19 protein-coding genes and 1 tRNA gene are annotated in these 17,786 nt (G+C 66.4%); 6 read left to right on the top strand and 14 right to left on the bottom strand.

The window, feature by feature from the left end; all coding sequences use genetic code 11:
- Positions 1 to 355: 355 nt before the first annotated feature.
- Together BKE09_RS09725 and BKE09_RS09730 are read left to right on the top strand one after the other, a co-directional pair.
- The gene (locus tag BKE09_RS09725) at positions 356 to 763 is read left to right on the top strand and encodes a hypothetical protein (protein WP_075675598.1); all 408 of its coding nucleotides are present in this window, start codon (positions 356 to 358) and stop codon (positions 761 to 763) included.
- Positions 764 to 843: 80 nt separating this feature from the next.
- Positions 844 to 1,167: a hypothetical protein gene (locus BKE09_RS09730; protein WP_075675599.1), complete on the top strand. Its 324-nt coding sequence runs from the start codon at positions 844 to 846 to the stop codon at positions 1,165 to 1,167.
- 57 nt (positions 1,168 to 1,224) lie between these two features.
- Here BKE09_RS09730 and BKE09_RS09735 read toward each other — a convergent pair whose 3' ends face one another.
- Entirely contained in the window at positions 1,225 to 1,527 is a 303-nt protein-coding gene (locus BKE09_RS09735; protein ID WP_049431463.1) for an addiction module antidote protein, read from the bottom strand.
- A gap of 58 nt (positions 1,528 to 1,585) precedes the next feature.
- Entirely contained in the window at positions 1,586 to 1,873 is a 288-nt protein-coding gene (locus tag BKE09_RS09740) for a type II toxin-antitoxin system RelE/ParE family toxin (protein ID WP_075675600.1), read from the bottom strand.
- 233 nt (positions 1,874 to 2,106) lie between these two features.
- Between BKE09_RS09740 and BKE09_RS09745 the strand changes: the two genes are divergently transcribed.
- Positions 2,107 to 2,706 (top strand): hypothetical protein, encoded by a 600-nt coding sequence (locus BKE09_RS09745; RefSeq protein WP_139319636.1) that lies wholly within the window; start codon positions 2,107 to 2,109, stop codon positions 2,704 to 2,706.
- Between the two features lie 27 nt (positions 2,707 to 2,733).
- On the top strand, positions 2,734 to 3,858 hold the full coding sequence (locus BKE09_RS09750) for an XVIPCD domain-containing protein (protein WP_083663077.1): 1,125 nt from the start codon (positions 2,734 to 2,736) through the stop codon (positions 3,856 to 3,858).
- Positions 3,859 to 3,942: 84 nt separating this feature from the next.
- On the opposite strand, the gene BKE09_RS09755 is transcribed toward BKE09_RS09750, so the two are convergent.
- The 4 genes from BKE09_RS09755 to birA form a co-directional block, all read right to left on the bottom strand.
- A tRNA-Thr gene (locus BKE09_RS09755) sits at positions 3,943 to 4,018 on the bottom strand.
- Between the two features lie 40 nt (positions 4,019 to 4,058).
- Positions 4,059 to 4,913, bottom strand: a complete 855-nt coding sequence (locus BKE09_RS09760) for an SPOR domain-containing protein (protein WP_075675602.1) — start codon at positions 4,911 to 4,913, stop codon at positions 4,059 to 4,061.
- Positions 4,914 to 4,922: 9 nt separating this feature from the next.
- Positions 4,923 to 5,654, bottom strand: a complete 732-nt coding sequence (locus tag BKE09_RS09765; RefSeq protein ID WP_075675603.1) for a type III pantothenate kinase — start codon at positions 5,652 to 5,654, stop codon at positions 4,923 to 4,925.
- Entirely contained in the window at positions 5,651 to 6,619 is a 969-nt protein-coding gene (birA, locus tag BKE09_RS09770; protein ID WP_075676675.1) for a bifunctional biotin--[acetyl-CoA-carboxylase] ligase/biotin operon repressor BirA, read from the bottom strand. Before birA ends, BKE09_RS09765 begins: the two co-directional genes overlap by 4 nt.
- A 144-nt stretch (positions 6,620 to 6,763) precedes the next feature.
- On the opposite strand from birA, the gene BKE09_RS09775 reads away from it, so the two are divergent.
- Positions 6,764 to 7,048, top strand: coding sequence for a hypothetical protein (locus tag BKE09_RS09775; RefSeq protein WP_014035646.1), 285 nt, complete (start codon positions 6,764 to 6,766; stop codon positions 7,046 to 7,048).
- Positions 7,015 to 7,806, top strand: a complete 792-nt coding sequence (locus tag BKE09_RS09780) for a M90 family metallopeptidase (protein WP_170871737.1) — start codon at positions 7,015 to 7,017, stop codon at positions 7,804 to 7,806. Before BKE09_RS09775 ends, BKE09_RS09780 begins: the two co-directional genes overlap by 34 nt.
- 127 nt (positions 7,807 to 7,933) lie before the next feature.
- Here the strand turns inward: BKE09_RS09780 and BKE09_RS09785 are convergent, their stop codons facing one another.
- From BKE09_RS09785 to BKE09_RS09820, 8 genes are all read right to left on the bottom strand, one after another.
- Positions 7,934 to 9,358: a sensor histidine kinase gene (locus BKE09_RS09785; protein ID WP_075675605.1), complete on the bottom strand. Its 1,425-nt coding sequence runs from the start codon at positions 9,356 to 9,358 to the stop codon at positions 7,934 to 7,936.
- 22 nt (positions 9,359 to 9,380) lie between these two features.
- Positions 9,381 to 10,064 (bottom strand): response regulator transcription factor, encoded by a 684-nt coding sequence (locus BKE09_RS09790; protein ID WP_004136763.1) that lies wholly within the window; start codon positions 10,062 to 10,064, stop codon positions 9,381 to 9,383.
- 73 nt (positions 10,065 to 10,137) lie between these two features.
- Positions 10,138 to 10,512 carry a hypothetical protein gene (locus tag BKE09_RS09795; RefSeq protein ID WP_014035643.1) on the bottom strand — a complete coding sequence of 125 codons (375 nt, stop codon included), beginning with the start codon at positions 10,510 to 10,512 and terminating at the stop codon, positions 10,138 to 10,140.
- Between the two features lie 213 nt (positions 10,513 to 10,725).
- The gene (dusA, locus tag BKE09_RS09800; protein ID WP_075675606.1) at positions 10,726 to 11,757 is read right to left on the bottom strand and encodes a tRNA dihydrouridine(20/20a) synthase DusA; all 1,032 of its coding nucleotides are present in this window, start codon (positions 11,755 to 11,757) and stop codon (positions 10,726 to 10,728) included.
- Between the two features lie 89 nt (positions 11,758 to 11,846).
- Entirely contained in the window at positions 11,847 to 14,252 is a 2,406-nt protein-coding gene (locus BKE09_RS09805; protein ID WP_075675607.1) for a peptidoglycan-binding protein, read from the bottom strand.
- A 25-nt stretch (positions 14,253 to 14,277) separates the two neighbouring features.
- Positions 14,278 to 14,880, bottom strand: coding sequence for a lysozyme inhibitor LprI family protein (locus tag BKE09_RS09810; protein WP_240502893.1), 603 nt, complete (start codon positions 14,878 to 14,880; stop codon positions 14,278 to 14,280).
- A 341-nt stretch (positions 14,881 to 15,221) separates the two neighbouring features.
- Complete coding sequence (locus BKE09_RS09815) at positions 15,222 to 16,097, bottom strand: lysozyme inhibitor LprI family protein (RefSeq protein WP_075675609.1); 876 nt, start codon at positions 16,095 to 16,097, stop codon at positions 15,222 to 15,224.
- Positions 16,098 to 16,253: 156 nt separating this feature from the next.
- A complete protein-coding gene (locus tag BKE09_RS09820) occupies positions 16,254 to 17,708 on the bottom strand; it encodes a SulP family inorganic anion transporter (RefSeq protein ID WP_075675610.1) in 1,455 nt (484 codons plus the stop codon).
- Between the last annotated feature and the right edge of the window lie 78 nt (positions 17,709 to 17,786).

Consider the following 17,786-nt stretch of genomic DNA (forward strand, 5'->3'; position numbering starts at 1 on the left):
TTCTGGCATTGCGCTGCTCGAAACAGGCCAAACGCGATAATTCATTTTTCCTTTCAGATCACCCGATGCCATCGAAACAAACGACTGGCAGGCGGTGATTTCGCGTGCGCATGATGAATCGCCACCTTCAGCGGGGTGGCCGGGATTTCCAACCCGAAGACTGAAAGCTGTTTACGCTTGCCAGCCGGCGTCGTCCTCTGAGGAACGGCGCCGGCTGGCAATCCGTTCGCCGATCGACGGCGGGCGGTGCGTGGGGGCCTTGTGCCCACCGGCTCATTCAGTCCCGGGATTGGAAACCACGTATCGCCCGCCACCCTCTTCGGGTGGCACCTCTGTTCCCGACGAGGACGCCCACATGCCCAAGACCCATCACCCATACCTGACCGCCACCCTGGGCGAGGCTGCCCTGCGACTGCCGCCCGAACTGGCGCAGCCGTTGGAAGCTGCGTTCGCTGCCGCGAACGAGGCGCCCGCGCCGATCAACCTTCCCGGATGCCTGCAGCGCATCCAGGCCGGTGACGCCGCCGATGGACAGCCGTGGCAGGGACCGGCAGGCACACCTGGCGACGCCGTGGCTGCTGCACGCAGGGACCGCGCCGCAGTGGGCCTGGTGTCGCTGCTGGAGCTGTATCACGCCGCCGAGCGTGTGCGCGTGGACGGAGAAGAGAAAGACGATATCGGCGACGGCACGCGCGAAGGGCTGATGCTGGCGTGCCGGGGGTTGGCGGAGTATGTGGCGTTGCAGATGGGCGGGGCTCAATAATGCGGAACGTTGGCATCCCCATCGCACAGGTTCAACACATCGCAACCCCGGCCAACGAATCAGGCAGACCCGCTGCTGGAATGAGCACACCCTACCCACACCTGAAACCTGTCCTCGTTGAGCTGCGGCTGGACGAAGTGGATTCGCGCGGCGGCGCTGTTGCCGAGATGATCGCCTCCACCGCGCGCCCCATGGCGCTTTCCATAAGCCCTGAACTCATGTGGTACAGCTTCGTCCTGAATGACAGAGCCATCACCCGGATCCGTCCTGGAACACGGACGAACTGCACGATCTCATTCATCAATTACGAAGGTGCGAAGGAGGCGTTCCCCTGTGGCACATTGGCCGCCTTCGGAGACGGATCGTCGACAAGAGGGTTGATCCGCATCATCCGGTTTGATTGAACCTGTTCGCGCCAGACGTTCCGAGATCGCCGAGCTTGAGCGAAATGCCCTGATGCCTTACACAGCGCTGGCGTGCAATCGCACACCCAGGGCCCGGGTCACCTTCAGGATGGTCGCGAAATCCGGGCTGCGCTCGCCCGACAGTGCGCGATACAGACTCTCGCGCGACAGGCCCGCCGCACGCGCAACCTTGCTCATGCCCTGAGCGCGAGCGATATCGCCGAGCGCCTTGGCGATGAATGCAGAATCACCGTCGCTTTCTTCGATGCAGGCGTCGAGATAAGCCGCCATCTCCTCCGGCGTCCGAAGATGCTCGGCCACATCAAATGATTTGAGTTCGACTTTTCTCTTGATGGCCATGATGGGACAGCTCCGGTACTTCGATATTGAGTCGTTTCGCCTACAGCCAGTTCGATGCTCACAGGGCACGCGCAATCTCCCTGGCCTTCTCTATATCGCGCCGCTGTGAACCCTTGTCGCCTCCAACCAGAAGCATCACCCACTGCCTGCCGCGCTGGGTGTAGTGCACGCGGTAACCCAGTCCTGCATCGATACGCAATTCAGAAACACCATCCACCAGATAGCGGCGATCACCGGGATGGCCTTCAGCGAGCCGACCGATACGGGCCAGGATGCGAGCGCGTGCGGTTACGTCCTTGAGAGCGTCAATCCATGTCGCGAACTGACGGGTACGCTGGATCTTCATGGAGGACTGTAGCCTACTGGCTACAGTCTTTCAACCATCGGTAATGCACACATGGAGCTGTGCTCGGCCTTCCGTCTGGTGCTCCTTCCCTCGCAGCCGACGCCCCCTCTTCTCAAATTGGAAGATGGAATCGGGTGCGTTTTCAGTAGCTCATTGTTCACGCGGACCCGATCCGCCCTCACAAAATGCTGTGCTAGATTCAAGAGTGTGACATTAGCGCGCGAGATGCTTTCATGAATGCATGGGTCGAAAAATGCGCTTCTTCATCAAAACGCGGACTTCAGCGCCGCCTCTGGATCACAGCGCGTCGTCGCCTCGCGATCGCTATTCCGGCACTTGTGCTGGCAGCATGTTCAACCGCCGTGCCGCCACACCCATCAGATCATCTGAATCAAAGACAGGCCATCAGATCAGGGAGTGAAATTGGTATGGAGCGATTCAAGAACGACATCGAGCGATTGTCTAGTGTGCGCTTTGATGATGTCGATGCATTGAGTGAACTTCTCCACACCCGCCTGGGAGAACCGGCGCGTCAGGACCTCATGGACGAGCGGATCGCAGAACGCGGAATGCTGGGCGACCTTGAGGTGCGGAACATCAGGCTGAGAAGTGCCGCTGACAACCCCGCCCTCGCGAACCTGATTTTTGATATCGCGCCACCGAGCATTGCGCTCGAGGAAATGATCTGGGAGAACTCCACCAAACATCCACCTCGACCCGATGCGCCGGGCTCCCGCCCTTACTGGACCGCGCAGGTGAACGATGCACAGGTCGTACTCGGGCTCGCCGCCGATAGCGTGACGCTGGCCTACATATCGATCCGTCAGCGCTGATCCCTGTAATTGCGAAGGAGCCGCCGCATGGAGCGTACTGAAGACGCTGGACTGCCACAGCCGCAGGAGGGAGGCCGCCCAGGAGCCGCACGGCGTCCTGCATCGCCGTTGGATGATCCTTCCTTGGCCCCGCTTCTGGCAAAATCCCCAACACTTCAGGCGGGCCTCGCCCAGGCGAGACGCGAAGGTATCGTTGTTCAATGGGGCACAGCCGGTGAAGGCACCTACCTTGTTCCCGGCGTGAAGATCGTCATAGACGAGAATGCAATCGGGCAAGGCACCAGAATCGCACGTTCTCTTTCTCACGAAGTTGGGCACCATCTCTTCACCGAACCCTCAAACCGGGCTTCTAAACAAGCCTATGTGGACAGCGAGTTGCGAGGAGAAGCCGCCGCAACTCTCAGCAATGTCCAGGTCCAGCGTGAGATCGTTGCGGGTGGCGGCCCAGATATTGGCGTTTCCGGCACGGGGAGCCGGCCACAACAATATGGAACCATTGCGGCAGAACTCCAGGCGGGACGAATCAACCGTAGCCAAGCACTGGGTCAGATCGCTGAGGTGTTTAAGACGGAGGCTCCGTCCGTTGGTCCTCATGCGACATACGAGCTTTACTATGGCGACTTCTACGACCGGGAAATAGCACCCTCGCAACGGCGGCGTAGGCCAGATCCAGAATTTGACGCCGAGCGCACGGCGCTTGCGGCCAGCGTCAGCTCGGCCACCGACGACTCACTCTCGCTGCAACGAGCTACTTTCTCAGTAGCTGAACTCGGCGATGCTGACCGTTCTCTCTATAGGCAGATAAGAGCGGGTGTGGAACGCCTGAACGCCGAGAGCGGGAAGCAGTGGGATGAGTCGAGCCAGCGCATGTCTGCGATTTTGTTGGTACTCGCGAAGGAGCAAGGGCTTTCAAGAGTTGACCACGTTGCATTGAACAGCCCGACAGAGTCCCTTGCACGTGGCGAGAAAGTATTCGTCGTCGAGGGAGCGATGGACGATCCTGCCCAACGCCGCGGAGCCATGAATACGATGGACGCGCTCCGCACACCTGAAGCAGAGTCCCTTCATCGCGCTGAAGCGTTGGCAGCAAATCTTGAACAGCCGCCAGCGCAGCAGGTTCATGCGCAAGACGGGCCATCGTTCTCAAGGTAAGGCTGTCGAGAAAACAGCTCTGCCGCCCTTCGAACTACCGGGCAGGTACCTGGAGCAGCGCAAAGAGGCGCTGAATCATGGGGATGGTGCCGCTTATCCGAATCGAACGGATGACCTACTGTTTACAAGACAGTTGCTCTACCAACTGAGCTAAAGCGGCATGGGTGGTGCACCGGCGGCAGCGCCGCGGTCCGGGGATTCTAGCGCAACCGCGTGCATTCCAGCGACCGGCTCTGTGCCGCCCCGCTGCGCTGCTGGGCCTGGGCCGGCTGCGTGCCCGCCACCAGCTGCCCTTCCAGCCACCATTGGCCGGCGTCGCCGCTGGCGACCAGGCGCGGCTGGAAGCCGGCGGCCTGCACCGCCGCCATGCGTCGTTCGGCGCCTTCGCGGTTGCGGTACTGGCCCAGCGCCACGGCGTTGGCTTCCTCGCCCTGGCTGATGATGTAGTAGTCGCTCAGGCCGGCGGCGACGATGCGCTTCACGGTGGCCTGCGCTTCGTCACGGTTGGCGGCGGCCGGCAGCATCACCCGGTAGCGGGCACTGCCGCTGGCAGCGGGCTGTTCGCGCAGGCGTACCTGGCTGAGCAGCGTGCCGGCCTTGCCTTGCGCACTGTTCGCGGCGGCGCGGTCGGCGAACGGGCCCAGCGCGACGCAGCGCGGCGGCTCGGCGGCCGCGGGCGGGGTTGTGGGTTTTTCCGGTGCCGGTACGGGTGCTGGTGGTGCTACCGGCTTGGCAGCAGCAGCAACCGCCGCAGCGTCAGCCGTCTGCGGCTTGGGAATGTCCGGCTTGGCCGGCACGGCCGGCACCGGCGCGGGCGTCGCAGCCACAGCCGTCTTCGCCGCCGGTTCGCGTTCCACCAGCGGCGCGGTCGGGGCTGCAGCAGTCGCTTCGGCGGCTGCAGCGGCATCCACGCCACCTGGCACCCAGCGCAGCTCGGCCACGCCGGCCGGTTGCGGCGGCGGCGCGGGCGGTTGCGGTGCATCGCGCAGCAGCCACCAGCAGGCGACGCCAAGATTGAGGATGGCCAGTACGACGATCAGGGCACGGGTCAGCATGCGCGGATACTAGCCTGCGGGCTGGTGCACCGCCCAGCGGGCGAGGCCATCCAGCACCAGCGATGGGTGGTAGTCGGCGCCGGGCAGCAGCGGCATCAGCGCCGGTGCGCCGCCACCATGCACCAGCAGCGACGGCGCCACGTCCAGCAGCGTGTGCGCCTGCTGTGCGCTGCGTTCGATCAGCGCCACGGCCGCGCCGTCGCAGCCAGAGGCCAGCGCGTCGGCGGTGTCGTTGGCGAACTCGCTGTAGTCGCCGCCGGTCGCCGGCAGCTGCACTGCACGCGCGTGTAGTGCTTCGCGCATGGTGGTGGGCGATGCGGAAATGCGGCCACCGTGGTGCTGGCCATCGGCGTCGAGCAGGTCAATGGTCAGTGCGGTGCCCACGCCGACCACCAGCACCGGGCGCTGCGCCTTGGCCGCAGCCAGCAGGGCCAGGAAGCGGTCGACACCGAACTTTTCCGGCTTGGCATAGGCAATGCGCACGCCCGCACATTCGGCGCTGGTGCGCACGACATGCACGTGTTCAAAGCGGCGCTGCAGCTGGTCCAGCATGGCGCTGGTCAGCGAGGGGGCGGCCACGCTGGCCACGAACGCGGTGCGGCCGCTGGGCAGGCTGTGCGGCGGCTGCCCGGCCATGCCTTCGGCGCCATGCGCCCAGGCCTGCACGTCACCGGCGCGGTCGCCCTGCAACGGCGCGAATTTGAAGCGCGAGTTGCCCAGGTCGAACAACCAATCGCTCATGCCGCCCTCACGCTGACTTCGCCGGCGTGCAGCAGGCGTTCCTGGCCATCGATGCGCACGCGCAATGCGCCGTCATCGGCCAGGCCAAGCGCGGTACCGTGCTGCCACTGCCCGTCCAGCTCCACGCGTACTTCGCGGCCAGCCAGCATGTCGAAGGCGGCGTAGCGCGGCAGGAACGGAGCGAGGCCTTCGCGATCGAATTCTTCCAGCGCCGGCAGCAGGCGCGTCAGCACGGCAGCAACGACCACGTTGCGGTCCACCGGCGTGCCGGCCAGCGTGTCCAGGTCCACCCACGGCTGGGTGATCTGCTCGGCGAACGACGGCGGCATGTGCGTGTTGATGCCGATGCCGATCACCGCGCGCGCCGGGCCAGCGTATTCGCCACCGCCTTCCGCGAGCAGGCCAACCAGCTTGCGCTTGCCATCGACAATCAGGTCGTTCGGCCACTTCAGCTGCGCCTGGGTGTAGCCCAGGTCGTGCAGCGCTTCGGCCACGGCGATGCCGGCCACCAGGCTCAGCCCAGCCAGGCGGCCGAGGCCGCCGGAGTACAGGCGCAGCACCGACAGGTAGATATGCGCGGCCAGCGGCGAGGCCCAGGTGCGGCCACGACGGCCACGACCACCGGTCTGGCGCTCGGCCAGCAGGACGCTGACCCCGCGCTGGGACGCGCTGCATCGCAGCAATTCGGCGTTGGTCGAATCCACCGTCCAGGCCACCTGCAGGTCGTGCAGCAGCGGCAGAACCCCGGCCGGCAGGCCGGCGCGGATCGCGTCCGGGTCCAGCAGATCGACCGGGCGGGTCAGGCCGTAGCCTTCGCCAGCGCGGCCCTCCACGTCCACACCGGCGGCCCTAAGCCCTTGAATGCGCTTCCAAATTGCCGCCCGGGTCTGGCCCAGCTCACGGGCCAGGGCGTCGCCGGACAGGCGACCGGCAGCGAGTTTGGCCAGCAATTGGCGATCGTCCACGGCAGCTTCCACGAAGTCAGGAAGGAATTATGCGGGAAAGCCGCCAGCGACGCCCGCCACGCTGGGTTCCGCGGGGGCTTCCAACGGGGCGGCGAGTTCGGGCTAGAATCGGGAACTCACCTTCCCTTAACGTGGATGTCGTCAATGCGCCGTTATGCCCATTGCCTGATCCTGCTGATGATGCCCTTCGCGGCGTCTGCGACAGCAGCGCTGGACGACAGCCGCGGCGCCTGCGTGTCGTCCAACGGTGATGCCGCCTCGCAGCGCGCACCGACCGCGACCGCCTCGGCCGCCACCACCAAGCCGGCGGCGGTACGCCCGGCCGCCAGCAGTGCCACCAGCACCGGCGGCGGTGGCAGCGACGATGACGTGCTGCAACGCATCCGTGCGCCGAAGTGGCACAGCTACCTGCCGGGAATGTTCCGCTGATCAAGTCGTTGCTGCAGTGGCTGCGGCCTGCGCCGCGGCCGATCGACGATGCACTGTGGGAAGACGCCTGCCGCCGCGCGGCCTGGCTGCACGGCCTGGACGACGAACGCCGCGCACGCCTGCGCGTACTGACCACGCGCTTCCTGCACGAGAAGACCATTACCCCGATCGGCGAGCTGCAGCTGCAGGCCGGTGACGGCGTGCTGCTGGCCGCACTGTGCTGCCTGCCGCTGCTGGAGTTCGGTGAAGTGGGGCTGGAAGGCTGGTCGCAGCTGATCGTCTACCCCGATGCGTTCCGCGTGCACCGCAGCCACATGGATGCGGCCGGCGTGCTGCACGAGTGGGATGACGAGCTGATCGGCGAGTCGTGGGACAGCGGTCCGTTGATCCTGTCCTGGGCCGACGTGCAGGCCGACCTGGCCGCCCCCCACGAGGGTTACTGCGTGGCGGTGCACGAGATGGTGCACAAGCTGGATGCGCTGGATGGCGCGATGGACGGCACCCCGCCGCTGCCACGCGAATGGCAGCGCGAATGGGCAGCCACGTTCCAGCGCGCCTACGACGCCTTCTGTGCGCAGGTGGACGCAGGCGAAGAAACGCTGATCGATCCGTATGCGTCCGAGGCGCCGGAAGAGTTCTTCGCGGTGGCCAGCGAGTACCACTTCTCGGCGCCGGATCTGCTGCAGCAGGCGTTGCCGGAGGTGGCCGCACAGCTGCGGCGGTTCTATGGCGAGCCGCCGACGATCGAAATACGGTAGTGCCGGCCGCTGGCCGGCAACCTCATGATCTTCGGTAGCCTTGCCTGGTTGCCGGCCAGCGGCCGGCACTACCGGAATACCCTGCGTTGTTGCGCCAGGCAATGCCCGGCGGACGGGAATGCGCGGCTTACGGCCCCGGCGGCAGGCGTACTTCGAAGCGGGCGCCGCCCAGTTCGGCGGAACGGCCCACGGTCAGTTCGCCGCGGTAATCCTTGATCAGGTCCTGCACGATCGACAGGCCGATGCCATGGCCCTGCACGCGCTCGTCGCCACGCACGCCACGCTGCAGCACCTTGCCGATGTCGTCCGGGGCAATGCCCGGGCCATCGTCATCCACCGCCAGCAGCAGGCCGGCACGGCGTGCGTTCGGAGCCGGCAGCGGCTGCGCGGTCAGCAGCACGCGGCGGTTGGCCCACTTGAAGGCGTTCTCCAGCAGGTTGCCGAGCAGTTCCTGCAGGTCGCCCGGTTCGCCGTGGAAGCGCGCCGCCGGGTCGATGTCGAATTCGCACAGCACGCCCTTGGAGGCGTAGACCTTTTCCAGGCCACGCACGATTTCCTCGGCATTGGACTCGATCGGCAGCGGCGCGGAGAACAGCTTGTGGCCCGACGACGCCGCGCGTGCCAACTGGTACGAGACCAGGTTGTTCATGCGCTGCAGCTGCACGTCCAGTTCCTCGCGCAGCGCGGTGTCGCCGGCACCGCTGTCCATCTGCGTGCGCAGCACCGCGATCGGCGTCTTCAGGCTGTGCGCCAGGTCGGCCAGGGTGTTGCGCTGGCGCTCGAGGTTCTCGCGCTCGCTTTCGATGAAGGCGTTGATGCTGTCGGTCAGCGGTTCCAGCTCGCGCGGGTGGCGCTCGCTCATGCGCTCGGTCTCGCCGCGCTGCACCTTGGTCAGTTCAGTGATCACGCGGCGCAGCGGGCGCAGGCTCCACTGCAGGATGACGGTCTGCAGCAGCAGCAGGATCAGGCCGATGCCGCCCAGGTAGAACCAGACGCGGCCACGGAACACGCGCAGCTGCGCTCCCAGCGCGCGCGAGTCTTCCATCACGTAGATGGTGTACGGGAATTCGGTGGCGGGGTCGGCGTCGGCGCCCCACACCAGGCCCAGGCCATAGCGGTAGACCGAGCCCTGGCTGCCATCGATCTGGATCATCGGCAGCGGGCCTTCGAACACTTCCTGGCGCGGCGCCAGCAGGCCGCCGCCCACGGTGGGCAACATCGGGCCTTCGGCAGACATCGAATTGCCCTTGCCGTGCGGCATCACCACCTGCAGGTACAGGCCGCTGCCGGGCACATCGAAGCGCGAATCCGGCGGCTGCTCGCGGATGTACAGCGAGCGGTCGCGGGTGAAGTCGATGCCGGCCGCGTAGGACGTGGCGTAGTTCTTCAGGCGCTCACGCAGGTTCGCCTTCGCCGTATCGGCGAAGGCGGCATCGAGCGCGTAACCGGCCAGGGCCAGGAACGCGACCAGGCCCACGGACGCGGCGAGCATCTGGCGCGCCTGCAGTGAGCGCGGCCGCCAGCGTCGGAAGAACCACAGACGGCCGGACATCGTTTATCGCCTGCTGAAGGCCTCAGCCCTCGTTGCGCGGGATCGCGAAACGGTAACCGCGGCCGCGTACGGTCTCGATCGGCTTCAGTTCGCCATCCGGGTCCAGCTTCTTGCGCAGGCGGCCGATGAACACTTCCAGCACGTTCGAGTCGCGGTCGAAGTCCTGCTGGTAGATGTGCTCGGTGAGGTCGGCCTTGGAGACCAGTTCACCGGCATGCATCATCAGGTACTCCAGCACCTTGTACTCGTAGCTGGTCAGGTCGACATTGCTGCCGGCCACGCTGACGGTCTGGGCAGCCAGGTCCAGGGCGACCGGGCCGCATTCCAGGGTCGGCTTGCTCCAGCCGGCGGCGCGGCGCAGCAGCGCGTTGACGCGGGCCAGCAGCTCTTCGACGTGGAACGGCTTGACCAGGTAATCGTCGGCGCCCTGCTTCAGGCCCTCGACCTTGTCCTGCCAGCTCGAACGCGCGGTCAGGATCAGCACCGGGAACTTCTTGCCTTCGTCACGCAGGGCCTTGATCAGCTCCATGCCCGACATCTTGGGCAGGCCGAGGTCGATGATGCCGACATCGAACGGAACTTCGCGCCCCATGTAGAGGCCTTCCTCGCCGTCCTGCGCAGCATCGACGGCAAAGCCTTCGCGCTTGAGCCGGGCTGCCAGGGTCTCACGCAGCGGGGCTTCGTCTTCGACCAGAAGGATACGCATGAACTCTCCCTAGTGTCCTGGGTGTGGCCCGGAGGCCTGTGGGGTACGGGTTGATAGCGACAACTATCCCTGTTCAGGGGTTATCGCCGCGTAGTGATGACATATCCGACCGCGGCGTGCGCGGCTGTGAACGCGACGGGGCAGGGTCGTCCATGTAGCGGACCCGGCCCCGGTCGTCCATGTACTTCACCCGGTTGATATCACGACCATCGAACGGCACACGCTCGGCGCCGAGGATGTGGCCGCCGGTGGTGCGCTGCACGCGGCGCACGGCATCGGACAGCGAACGCTCGTCGCCACGGTTGCCGCGCTCGCCCCGCTCCATCATCTCCGCACGCCCCTGCTCACCGCGCGGCGGCTGCTGTGCCAGCGCCGACGACAGCGGCGCAGCCGCCAGCACAACGCAGGTGGCCAGGGCAATGCGGCAATGGAGGGAAGCGGAAGACATCGATGCGATCCTAGCCGAGCACGGCGATTCGTTCAAAAGTCGTAAATCCGGATGCCGGGTTTCGGGCCCGGCGCTTTACAAATCCTTTGCAAATTCTTGGTTTGGGGCAGTGAATCCGGTCTGAACTTTTCCGGCCGCGACCCCGCGATGTTCAGCTAGGTGAACATTCGGGACGAATCGCCGCCCCTTGTCAAGTCGGGAATGTGACGGAGGTCACGCTGCGACGCGATCAGCATCGCGTTCGGTAACCGCCAGGGCCTGTTCGACCAGGCTCCAGTCTGCGCCCGGGCGGTGTGCGCCCTCGCTCAGCACCTGACGGAATGCGCGGCCACCGGGCTGGCCATGGAACAGGCCGAGCAGGTGGCGGGTGATGTGCTTCAGCGCCAGGCCTTCGTCCAGGCGCGCTTCCACGTAGGGGCGCAGCGCGCGCAGCAGGTCGCCGCGGGCCTGCAGCGGGGCGCCGGTGTGCAGCGCCTCCAACTGATGCAGCAGGTAGGGGTCGTGGTAGGCCGCGCGGCCCAGCATCACGCCATCGACGTGCGCGGCCTGCGCCTGCACCGCCTCGAGGCTGGCCAGGCCGCCGTTGAGCACCACCGGCAGCGCCGGGCGCTCCTGCTTCAGGCGGTAGGCCCAGTCGTACTTCAGCGGCGGAACCTCGCGGTTCTCCTTCGGCGACAGGCCCTTCAGCCACGCGTTGCGCGCATGCACCACCACCATTGCGGCACCGGCGGCGACCTGGCGGTCGACGAAGGCGGCGAACACGTCGTAGTCGTTGTCCTCGTCCACGCCCAGGCGGCACTTCACCGTCACCGGGATCTCGACAGCGTCGGCCATCGCCGCCACGCACTCGGCCACCAGCACCGGCTCGCGCATCAGGCAGGCGCCGAAGCGCCCGGCCTGCACGCGGTCGGACGGGCAGCCACAGTTGAGGTTGACCTCGTCGTAGCCCCACTCGGCGGCGATGCGCGCAGCCTGCGCCAGCAGCGCGGGATCGCTGCCCCCCAGCTGCAGCGCCAGCGGCTGCTCGCTGTGGTCGAAGCCGAGCAGGCGCTCGCGATCACCGTGGATGACCGCATTGGCGTGCACCATTTCCGTGTACAGGCGCACACCCGGCGCCAGCACGCGATGGAACACGCGGCAATGGCGGTCGGTCCAGTCCATCATCGGGGCGACGGACAGGCGCAGGGAATCGGCGTAACGGGCGGTGGCGGACGTCATCGGGGTGTTGATCGCGGAGACTGGCATTGCCAGTGAGATCAATAGTTTACACCGGACGGCTGAATGGCGGCGGGTGGCTCCGGGGCCGCTCGACCGGCCCCGGGACGCCGCGTGGCTTACAACCCGCGGTTGCGCACCTGTTCCTGCTGCTGTTCCTGCGCACGCTGGTTGAACTGGCTGTCCAGCGCTTCACTCTGCCGGCTGCTGGCCTCGACCGAGTGCGATACCGCCTGCTGGCGGTCGACGAAGGTCCGCTGCGCCGCCGGATCGCCCAGCTCGCCCTGCACCGCGAACAGGCCGGTACCGTCGGGGCGGGCTACGACGTGGTCGATCTGGCGCATGCCGGACACCTTGCTTTCGTACGCCAGCTGGCCGGCCGCACGCTCGGCTTCCTGCGGGTTGGCGAACAACGGCTTCAGGCCGGCCTGGGCGCGCTGCTGTTCGAGCGCCTGCAGCTTGTCCAGGGCCTGGCCGAAGCGCGCGTTGTCGGCATGCCCGGGGTCGCGCATGCTGGCCGGCGCTGCCGGCTCGGCCCGAGCCGGAGCCGCCGGCGCGGTACCGGCCTTCACCGCGTTGGGGGCATCGACCTGCGCCAGGGTCTTGCGGCCTGCCTTGCCATCGTCGTCCAGGCCGTTGTTGGCCTGGAACTGCTTGACCGCCGCAAAGGTGTCCTTGCCATACACGCCATCGGCGTGCAGCGGCTTGCCATCGGCCCCGGCATAGCCCAGCGCCGCCAGCTTGCCCTGCAAGGCCTTGACCTCATCGCCCCGCTCGCCCTGCTTCAGCACGCCATCGGCCATCGGCGCCTGCTGCGCACTGCGTGCGGCCTGCGCGGCCTCGGGGCCCTGCGCGTGGACCTTGCCGCCCAGGGTAATGCGGTCGTTGAGCATGTCACCCAGGAACCTGCGGTACTGATCGGGCTCGAGCTCGATATGCGCGTGCACGGCACCCGGGGTACCGGCATCGGACTGGCGGATCAACGGCGCACCGTACTCGACGAAATCACCGGTCTTGTAGGGGGTGGTTCCACGCGCACCGTGCAGCACCTGCCCGACCAGTTCACGCTGCGGATGCCCGGCCGGATGGCTCCAGATGCTGATGGAGTTCCACTTGTCGTTGTTGACCTGCACGTACCCCGCGACGGGATTGGGAATCATCACTTCACGGTCGCCGCGGGGATTGCTCAGGATCAGATCCTTGTGCACCAACGGAATGCCGTTGCGATCGCCGCGGGTCCGTACCGTTTCCAGCTCGCCCTCGACCATGGCCGACGGGCGGTCAGCCTTGGCGGCATTGCCGGTGCGCACGGCTTCGGCATTGGTGTTGGGGTGATGGATCTTCAGTTCGCGATAGGCATCCTCGCCACTGGTGCCATGACGCAGTGTGCGGTTGCTGCTGCCGTTGCCAAAGGGTTCGACCACGACGATGCGCTGGCCACCGGGCGCGGCGGCGGCATCGGGTTCCCGCGCTGTCGCGGGTGCGGGTGCCGCAGCAGGCGTGGCCGGTGCAGGCGCAGCCGGCGCCACAGGCTGCGCCGGCGTGTGCTCGCGTACCGCCGTATCCAGGGCCTGCAGGGTCTGCCGGCCGGCCTTGCCATCGACGGTCAGCCCATGCGCCTGCTGGAACTCGCGCACCGCATGCTCGGTATTGGCACCGTAGTGGCTATCGGCCGTCAGAGGTTGCCCGTTGCGGCCGGTATGGCCGGCCTGGATCAGCTTGGCCTGCAGGGCCTGGACCTCGGTACCGCGCTCGCCGGGTGCCAGCACGCCGTCGGCCATCGCCGATGCGGCCGCACGCTGGCCACGCTGGCTGGGCTCAGGTTCACCGAACGCCTGCTGGTAATCCTTGCCCCGGTAAGCCTCGGGGTTGTGGTTGACCTGGTCGTAGCGCGCCAGCCCGACCAGTGCGGTCTTCTCGGTGAGCGCACGATCACGCAGCGAATCCCACAGGGTGGGCGAGCTCTGGAAGTGCACCTGCACATTGGCGTGCTTGTAGTCCTGCACCGCGCGGACAATCTGCTCGTCACTCAGCTCAGTCAGCTTGAAGTCTTCGCCATAGGCCTGCTGCAGGCCCTTCTGGAACACCGACCGGGTCATGCCGCGGTACTGCACCGAGGTACTCCATAGCGCATCCTGCACGGCCGCACCACGGCTGGAGAGATCGATGCCCACATCCTTCAGGCGGCCCATCTGCACGTCGTAGTACTTGTGCTGGATGAAGTCGTGCTGGTCCCTGGCAAACCCTGCCGGATCGGCGGCCGCCACTTCCTTCCAGCGTTCGGTGAAGGCCGGGGTTCCTGCCTGCAGGCCGTTGAAGCGGTTGCCATAGCGCGAGGCGGCGACGTACTCGTCCACGCCGCCAACGTTGGTGGCGTACTGGTAACTGCCATACGACACGCCGCCATGGTCGCCCCTGCCGGTGGAAACGTGGCCGGGGCCGCGACCTCCGGTTTCGAAATGCGCCGACGTCTGGCCGCGATGCCAGTTGTCCATTGCCTGCTTTGCCTGGGTCACAACATCCATTTTCCTGCACTCCTTCGCGGGGGAATTACTTCGAGGTCAGTGCCTGCAGCACATCGGCACGGTTAGCGGTGCGATTGATCCGGCAGGACTGCGCGTCCAGCATCTGCCCCTGCCCGTCTTCGGCAGGGTTCCAGCTGCAGTAGCGATTGGTATCGGACATGTAGGCGGCCTGCTCGTCCATCAGCCTGTCCTTGTCCTTGCTGTCGGGACCGTCGACGATCCGCATGAACGCCTGCTCGAGTCGCTGCTCCTGCCAGGCAAGTTCGTCATCACCACACGCCTGCAATGCCGGTGTCTCGCCGCCGCTGGATTTCACGCATGTGGCGTACTGCGGCCGCAGCGTGGCTTTGTTGTAGGAATCATCCGGGCGCTGCGGCGGCATGTCCTGGTCATCGGCATCGGCCGCTGTCATGGCAGGTGCGGCGCGTGCAGGCTCTGCAGTGGCGGGCGGCGATGCAGTGGCGGGCGCGGCGGCCGCGGGGGCAACTGCCGTATCCGCCTCCGGGCTCTTGGCCTGGCACGCTGCCAGGCTGAGGCCCAGGGCCAACGCAAGCGCGATGGCCCCGGCCCTGCCGAACGTTTCGCGGGGGGCCGCTGGAAGGTAGTTTGTTCCCTGCATTGCTTGCATCTCCTTGGCATCCAGGCGCGGGGCCCGTCAACGCGGGGCCGTCCATCGGCCCCATCGGGAATTGCATGCTACGCCAGCGTGGATTTCAGATGCCTGACTGGATTCAGAATGTGTGCACCTTGTCCCAACTGCAATCTGCACGGCGCAACGTCCTCGCGATCGCGTTCGCGAATTCGTATGTTGAGGTCGCTCACATGATGCAGAATGCCCACGAACCTCAACGAAACTGCCGTTTCAAGAACATCTTGAAGACTTGACCGCAGTCAATTCCATTGCGCTGCCAGCAGACGGGTTTTCGGATCGGCGTCGAGGCCCCCCTGCAATGCCGGCATCGAGGCTCATCATCGCGCCAGCACGCCCTTCTGCAGTTCCGCCACACGGTTGGCATAACGATTGATGAGGCACGACTGTGCATCCAACGCCGGGCCCACGCTGTCAGTGGCCTGGCTGCACTGTTTGTTCGTGTCTGCAGCCCAGTTGGCCTGCTCGTCCATCCAGCGGTCCTTGGCCGGGCCGTCGGGGCCGTCCATCAGTCGCGCGACCTGTGCTTCCAGCAGCGCCTTGTGGTGGGCGAGCTCGGCCGTATCGCAGGCTTCCAGCTGGTCGTCCATGCCGCGGGCGTCCTGCACGCAACGGGTGTATTCCGGACGCAGCGTTGCCTGGGTATACGAGGTATCCGGCGGCGCGCTCTGCGCCAGCAGCTGGTCGGCACGGTTGGCGACACGGTACAGGCGGCATTCCTGCGCGCGCTGCAGCTGCTGCACGCTGCCGTTGGGGACAACGCGGCAATAACGGTCTGTATCGCTGCGCCAGCTCGCCTGGGTGGCCTGGAATGCCGTCCGGGCAGCGGCGTCGAGTCCGGCCAGCGCCTTGCTGGCCGCCGCTTCGAGGCGCGCTTCCTGGTAGGCGAGTTCGTCCTTGCCGCAGGCCTGGAGCTTGCCTGCATCTTCCACCCCATCCACACACCAGCCATAGGCCGGGCGCAGGCGACCCTCGGTATAGGACGCATCCGGGTAGTGGGGGGAATCTGCCGATGCCTGGCCGGAAGGGGCTGTCGGCGATGCCGCAGCAATCGACGCGGGGGCCGCCGTTTCGGTCGATGCCTGGGAAGAAGGCGCCTGGCATGCGGTGAGCGCCAGGCACAGGGCCAGCACCTTCCAACACCCACGGCCGATGCCGACCCGTTCGCTGCGCCCAAGCGCGTCCATTGCCTGCATTGCCTGTTTCTTCCTTGCGTGTCGCCAGCGGGTGCCGGCAGGGAGGGGCCGTCCATCGACCCCCATCACGCGGGCAATGCTACGACAGCGCCGGTTTCAACTGCCTGACTGGATTCAGAATGCGTGCACGCCGTCTCAGACGCGGACGCTGGAACCTCAGTGCCCGCCCCCGCGCCCGCCCACCTGTTCGATCAACGTCTGGCTAGCCGCATTCAGGCCCACCACCGTCACCTCCGCCCCATGCGCGGCCAGCTTTTCCTGCGCGCGTTCCAGCGCGGCCACCGCGGTCAGGTCCCACAGGTGGGCGTCACGCAGGTCGATCTGCACCTTCGGCGCCACGTGCTGATAGTCGAACGCGGCCCCCAGCTGGCCGGCCGAGGCAAAGAACACCTGCCCACGTACGCGGTAGACCTGCGTGTCCCCTGCATCCTGGCGCTGCACATCCAGCATGCGGCCGACCTTGCGCGCGAAGAACAGCGCCGACAGCAGCACGCCACTGAGCACGCCCTTGGCCAGGTCGTGTGTCGCCACGGTGACCACCACGGTCAGCAGCATCACGGCCGAGGAGCTGCGCGGATGCGTGCGCAGGTCGCGCAGCGAGCGCCAGCTGAAGGTGCCGATGCTGACCATGATCATCACCGCCACCAGCGCGGCCATCGGGATCTGCCGCACCAGGTCACTGCCGTACACCACCAGCACCAACAGCAGCACGCCGGCCACCAGGCAGGACAGGCGGCCGCGTCCACCCGACGTCACGTTGATGACCGACTGGCCGATCATCGCGCAGCCGGCCATGCCACCGAGGAAGCCGGTGATCGTATTCGCCACGCCCTGGCCGACGCATTCGCGGTTGCGCTCGCTGGGCGTCTCGGTGATGTCCTCGACGATCTGCAGCGTCATCATCGATTCGAGCAGGCCGACCACCGCCAGCGTGGCCGACACCGGCAGCAGGATGCGCAGCGTTTCCCAGCTGAGCGGCACATCGGGGATGAGGAACTGCGGCAGGCTGTCGGGCAGCTGGCCCATGTCGCCGACGCTGCGCACGTCCACACCAAACCCGATGACCACGGCAGTAAGCACGACGATCGCCACCAGCGGCGAAGGCACCGCGCGGGTGAGGCGCGGCAGCAGGTAGATGATCGCCAGTGCGGCGGCACACAGTACGTAGACGGTCGGGCCGCGGCCGATCAACTCGGGCATCTGCGCCAGGAAGATCAGGATCGCCAACGCGTTGACGAAGCCGGTGATGACCGAGCGCGAGACGAATCGCATCAGCGAGCCAAGCTTGAACACGCCGGCCAGCACCTGCAGCAGGCCAGCCAGGATGCTGGCGGCGAACAGGTACTGAAGGCCGTGGTCCTTGACCAGGTCGACCATCACCAGCGCCATCGCGCCGGTGGCGGCGGAGATCATGCCAGGCCGGCCACCCGCGATGGCGGTGACCACCGCGATGGAGAACGCGGCATACAGGCCCACCTTGGGGTCGACGCCGGCGATGAGCGAGAAGGCGATGGCCTCGGGAATCAGGGCCAGGGCGACGACCATGCCGGACAGCAGATCACCGCGGATGTTGCCGAGCCATTGCTGGCGCAGGGGGTAGGACGTTTGCATGGAAAAACTCCGCGCGCACGCGGGCGTAGCCGCATGGCGCTGCAGTGGAAAGACACGGGTTCCTGAGCCGGCGGGCCG

This window comes from Stenotrophomonas sp. TD3, from assembly GCF_001939825.1.
Taxonomy (GTDB): Bacteria; Pseudomonadota; Gammaproteobacteria; order Xanthomonadales; family Xanthomonadaceae; genus Stenotrophomonas.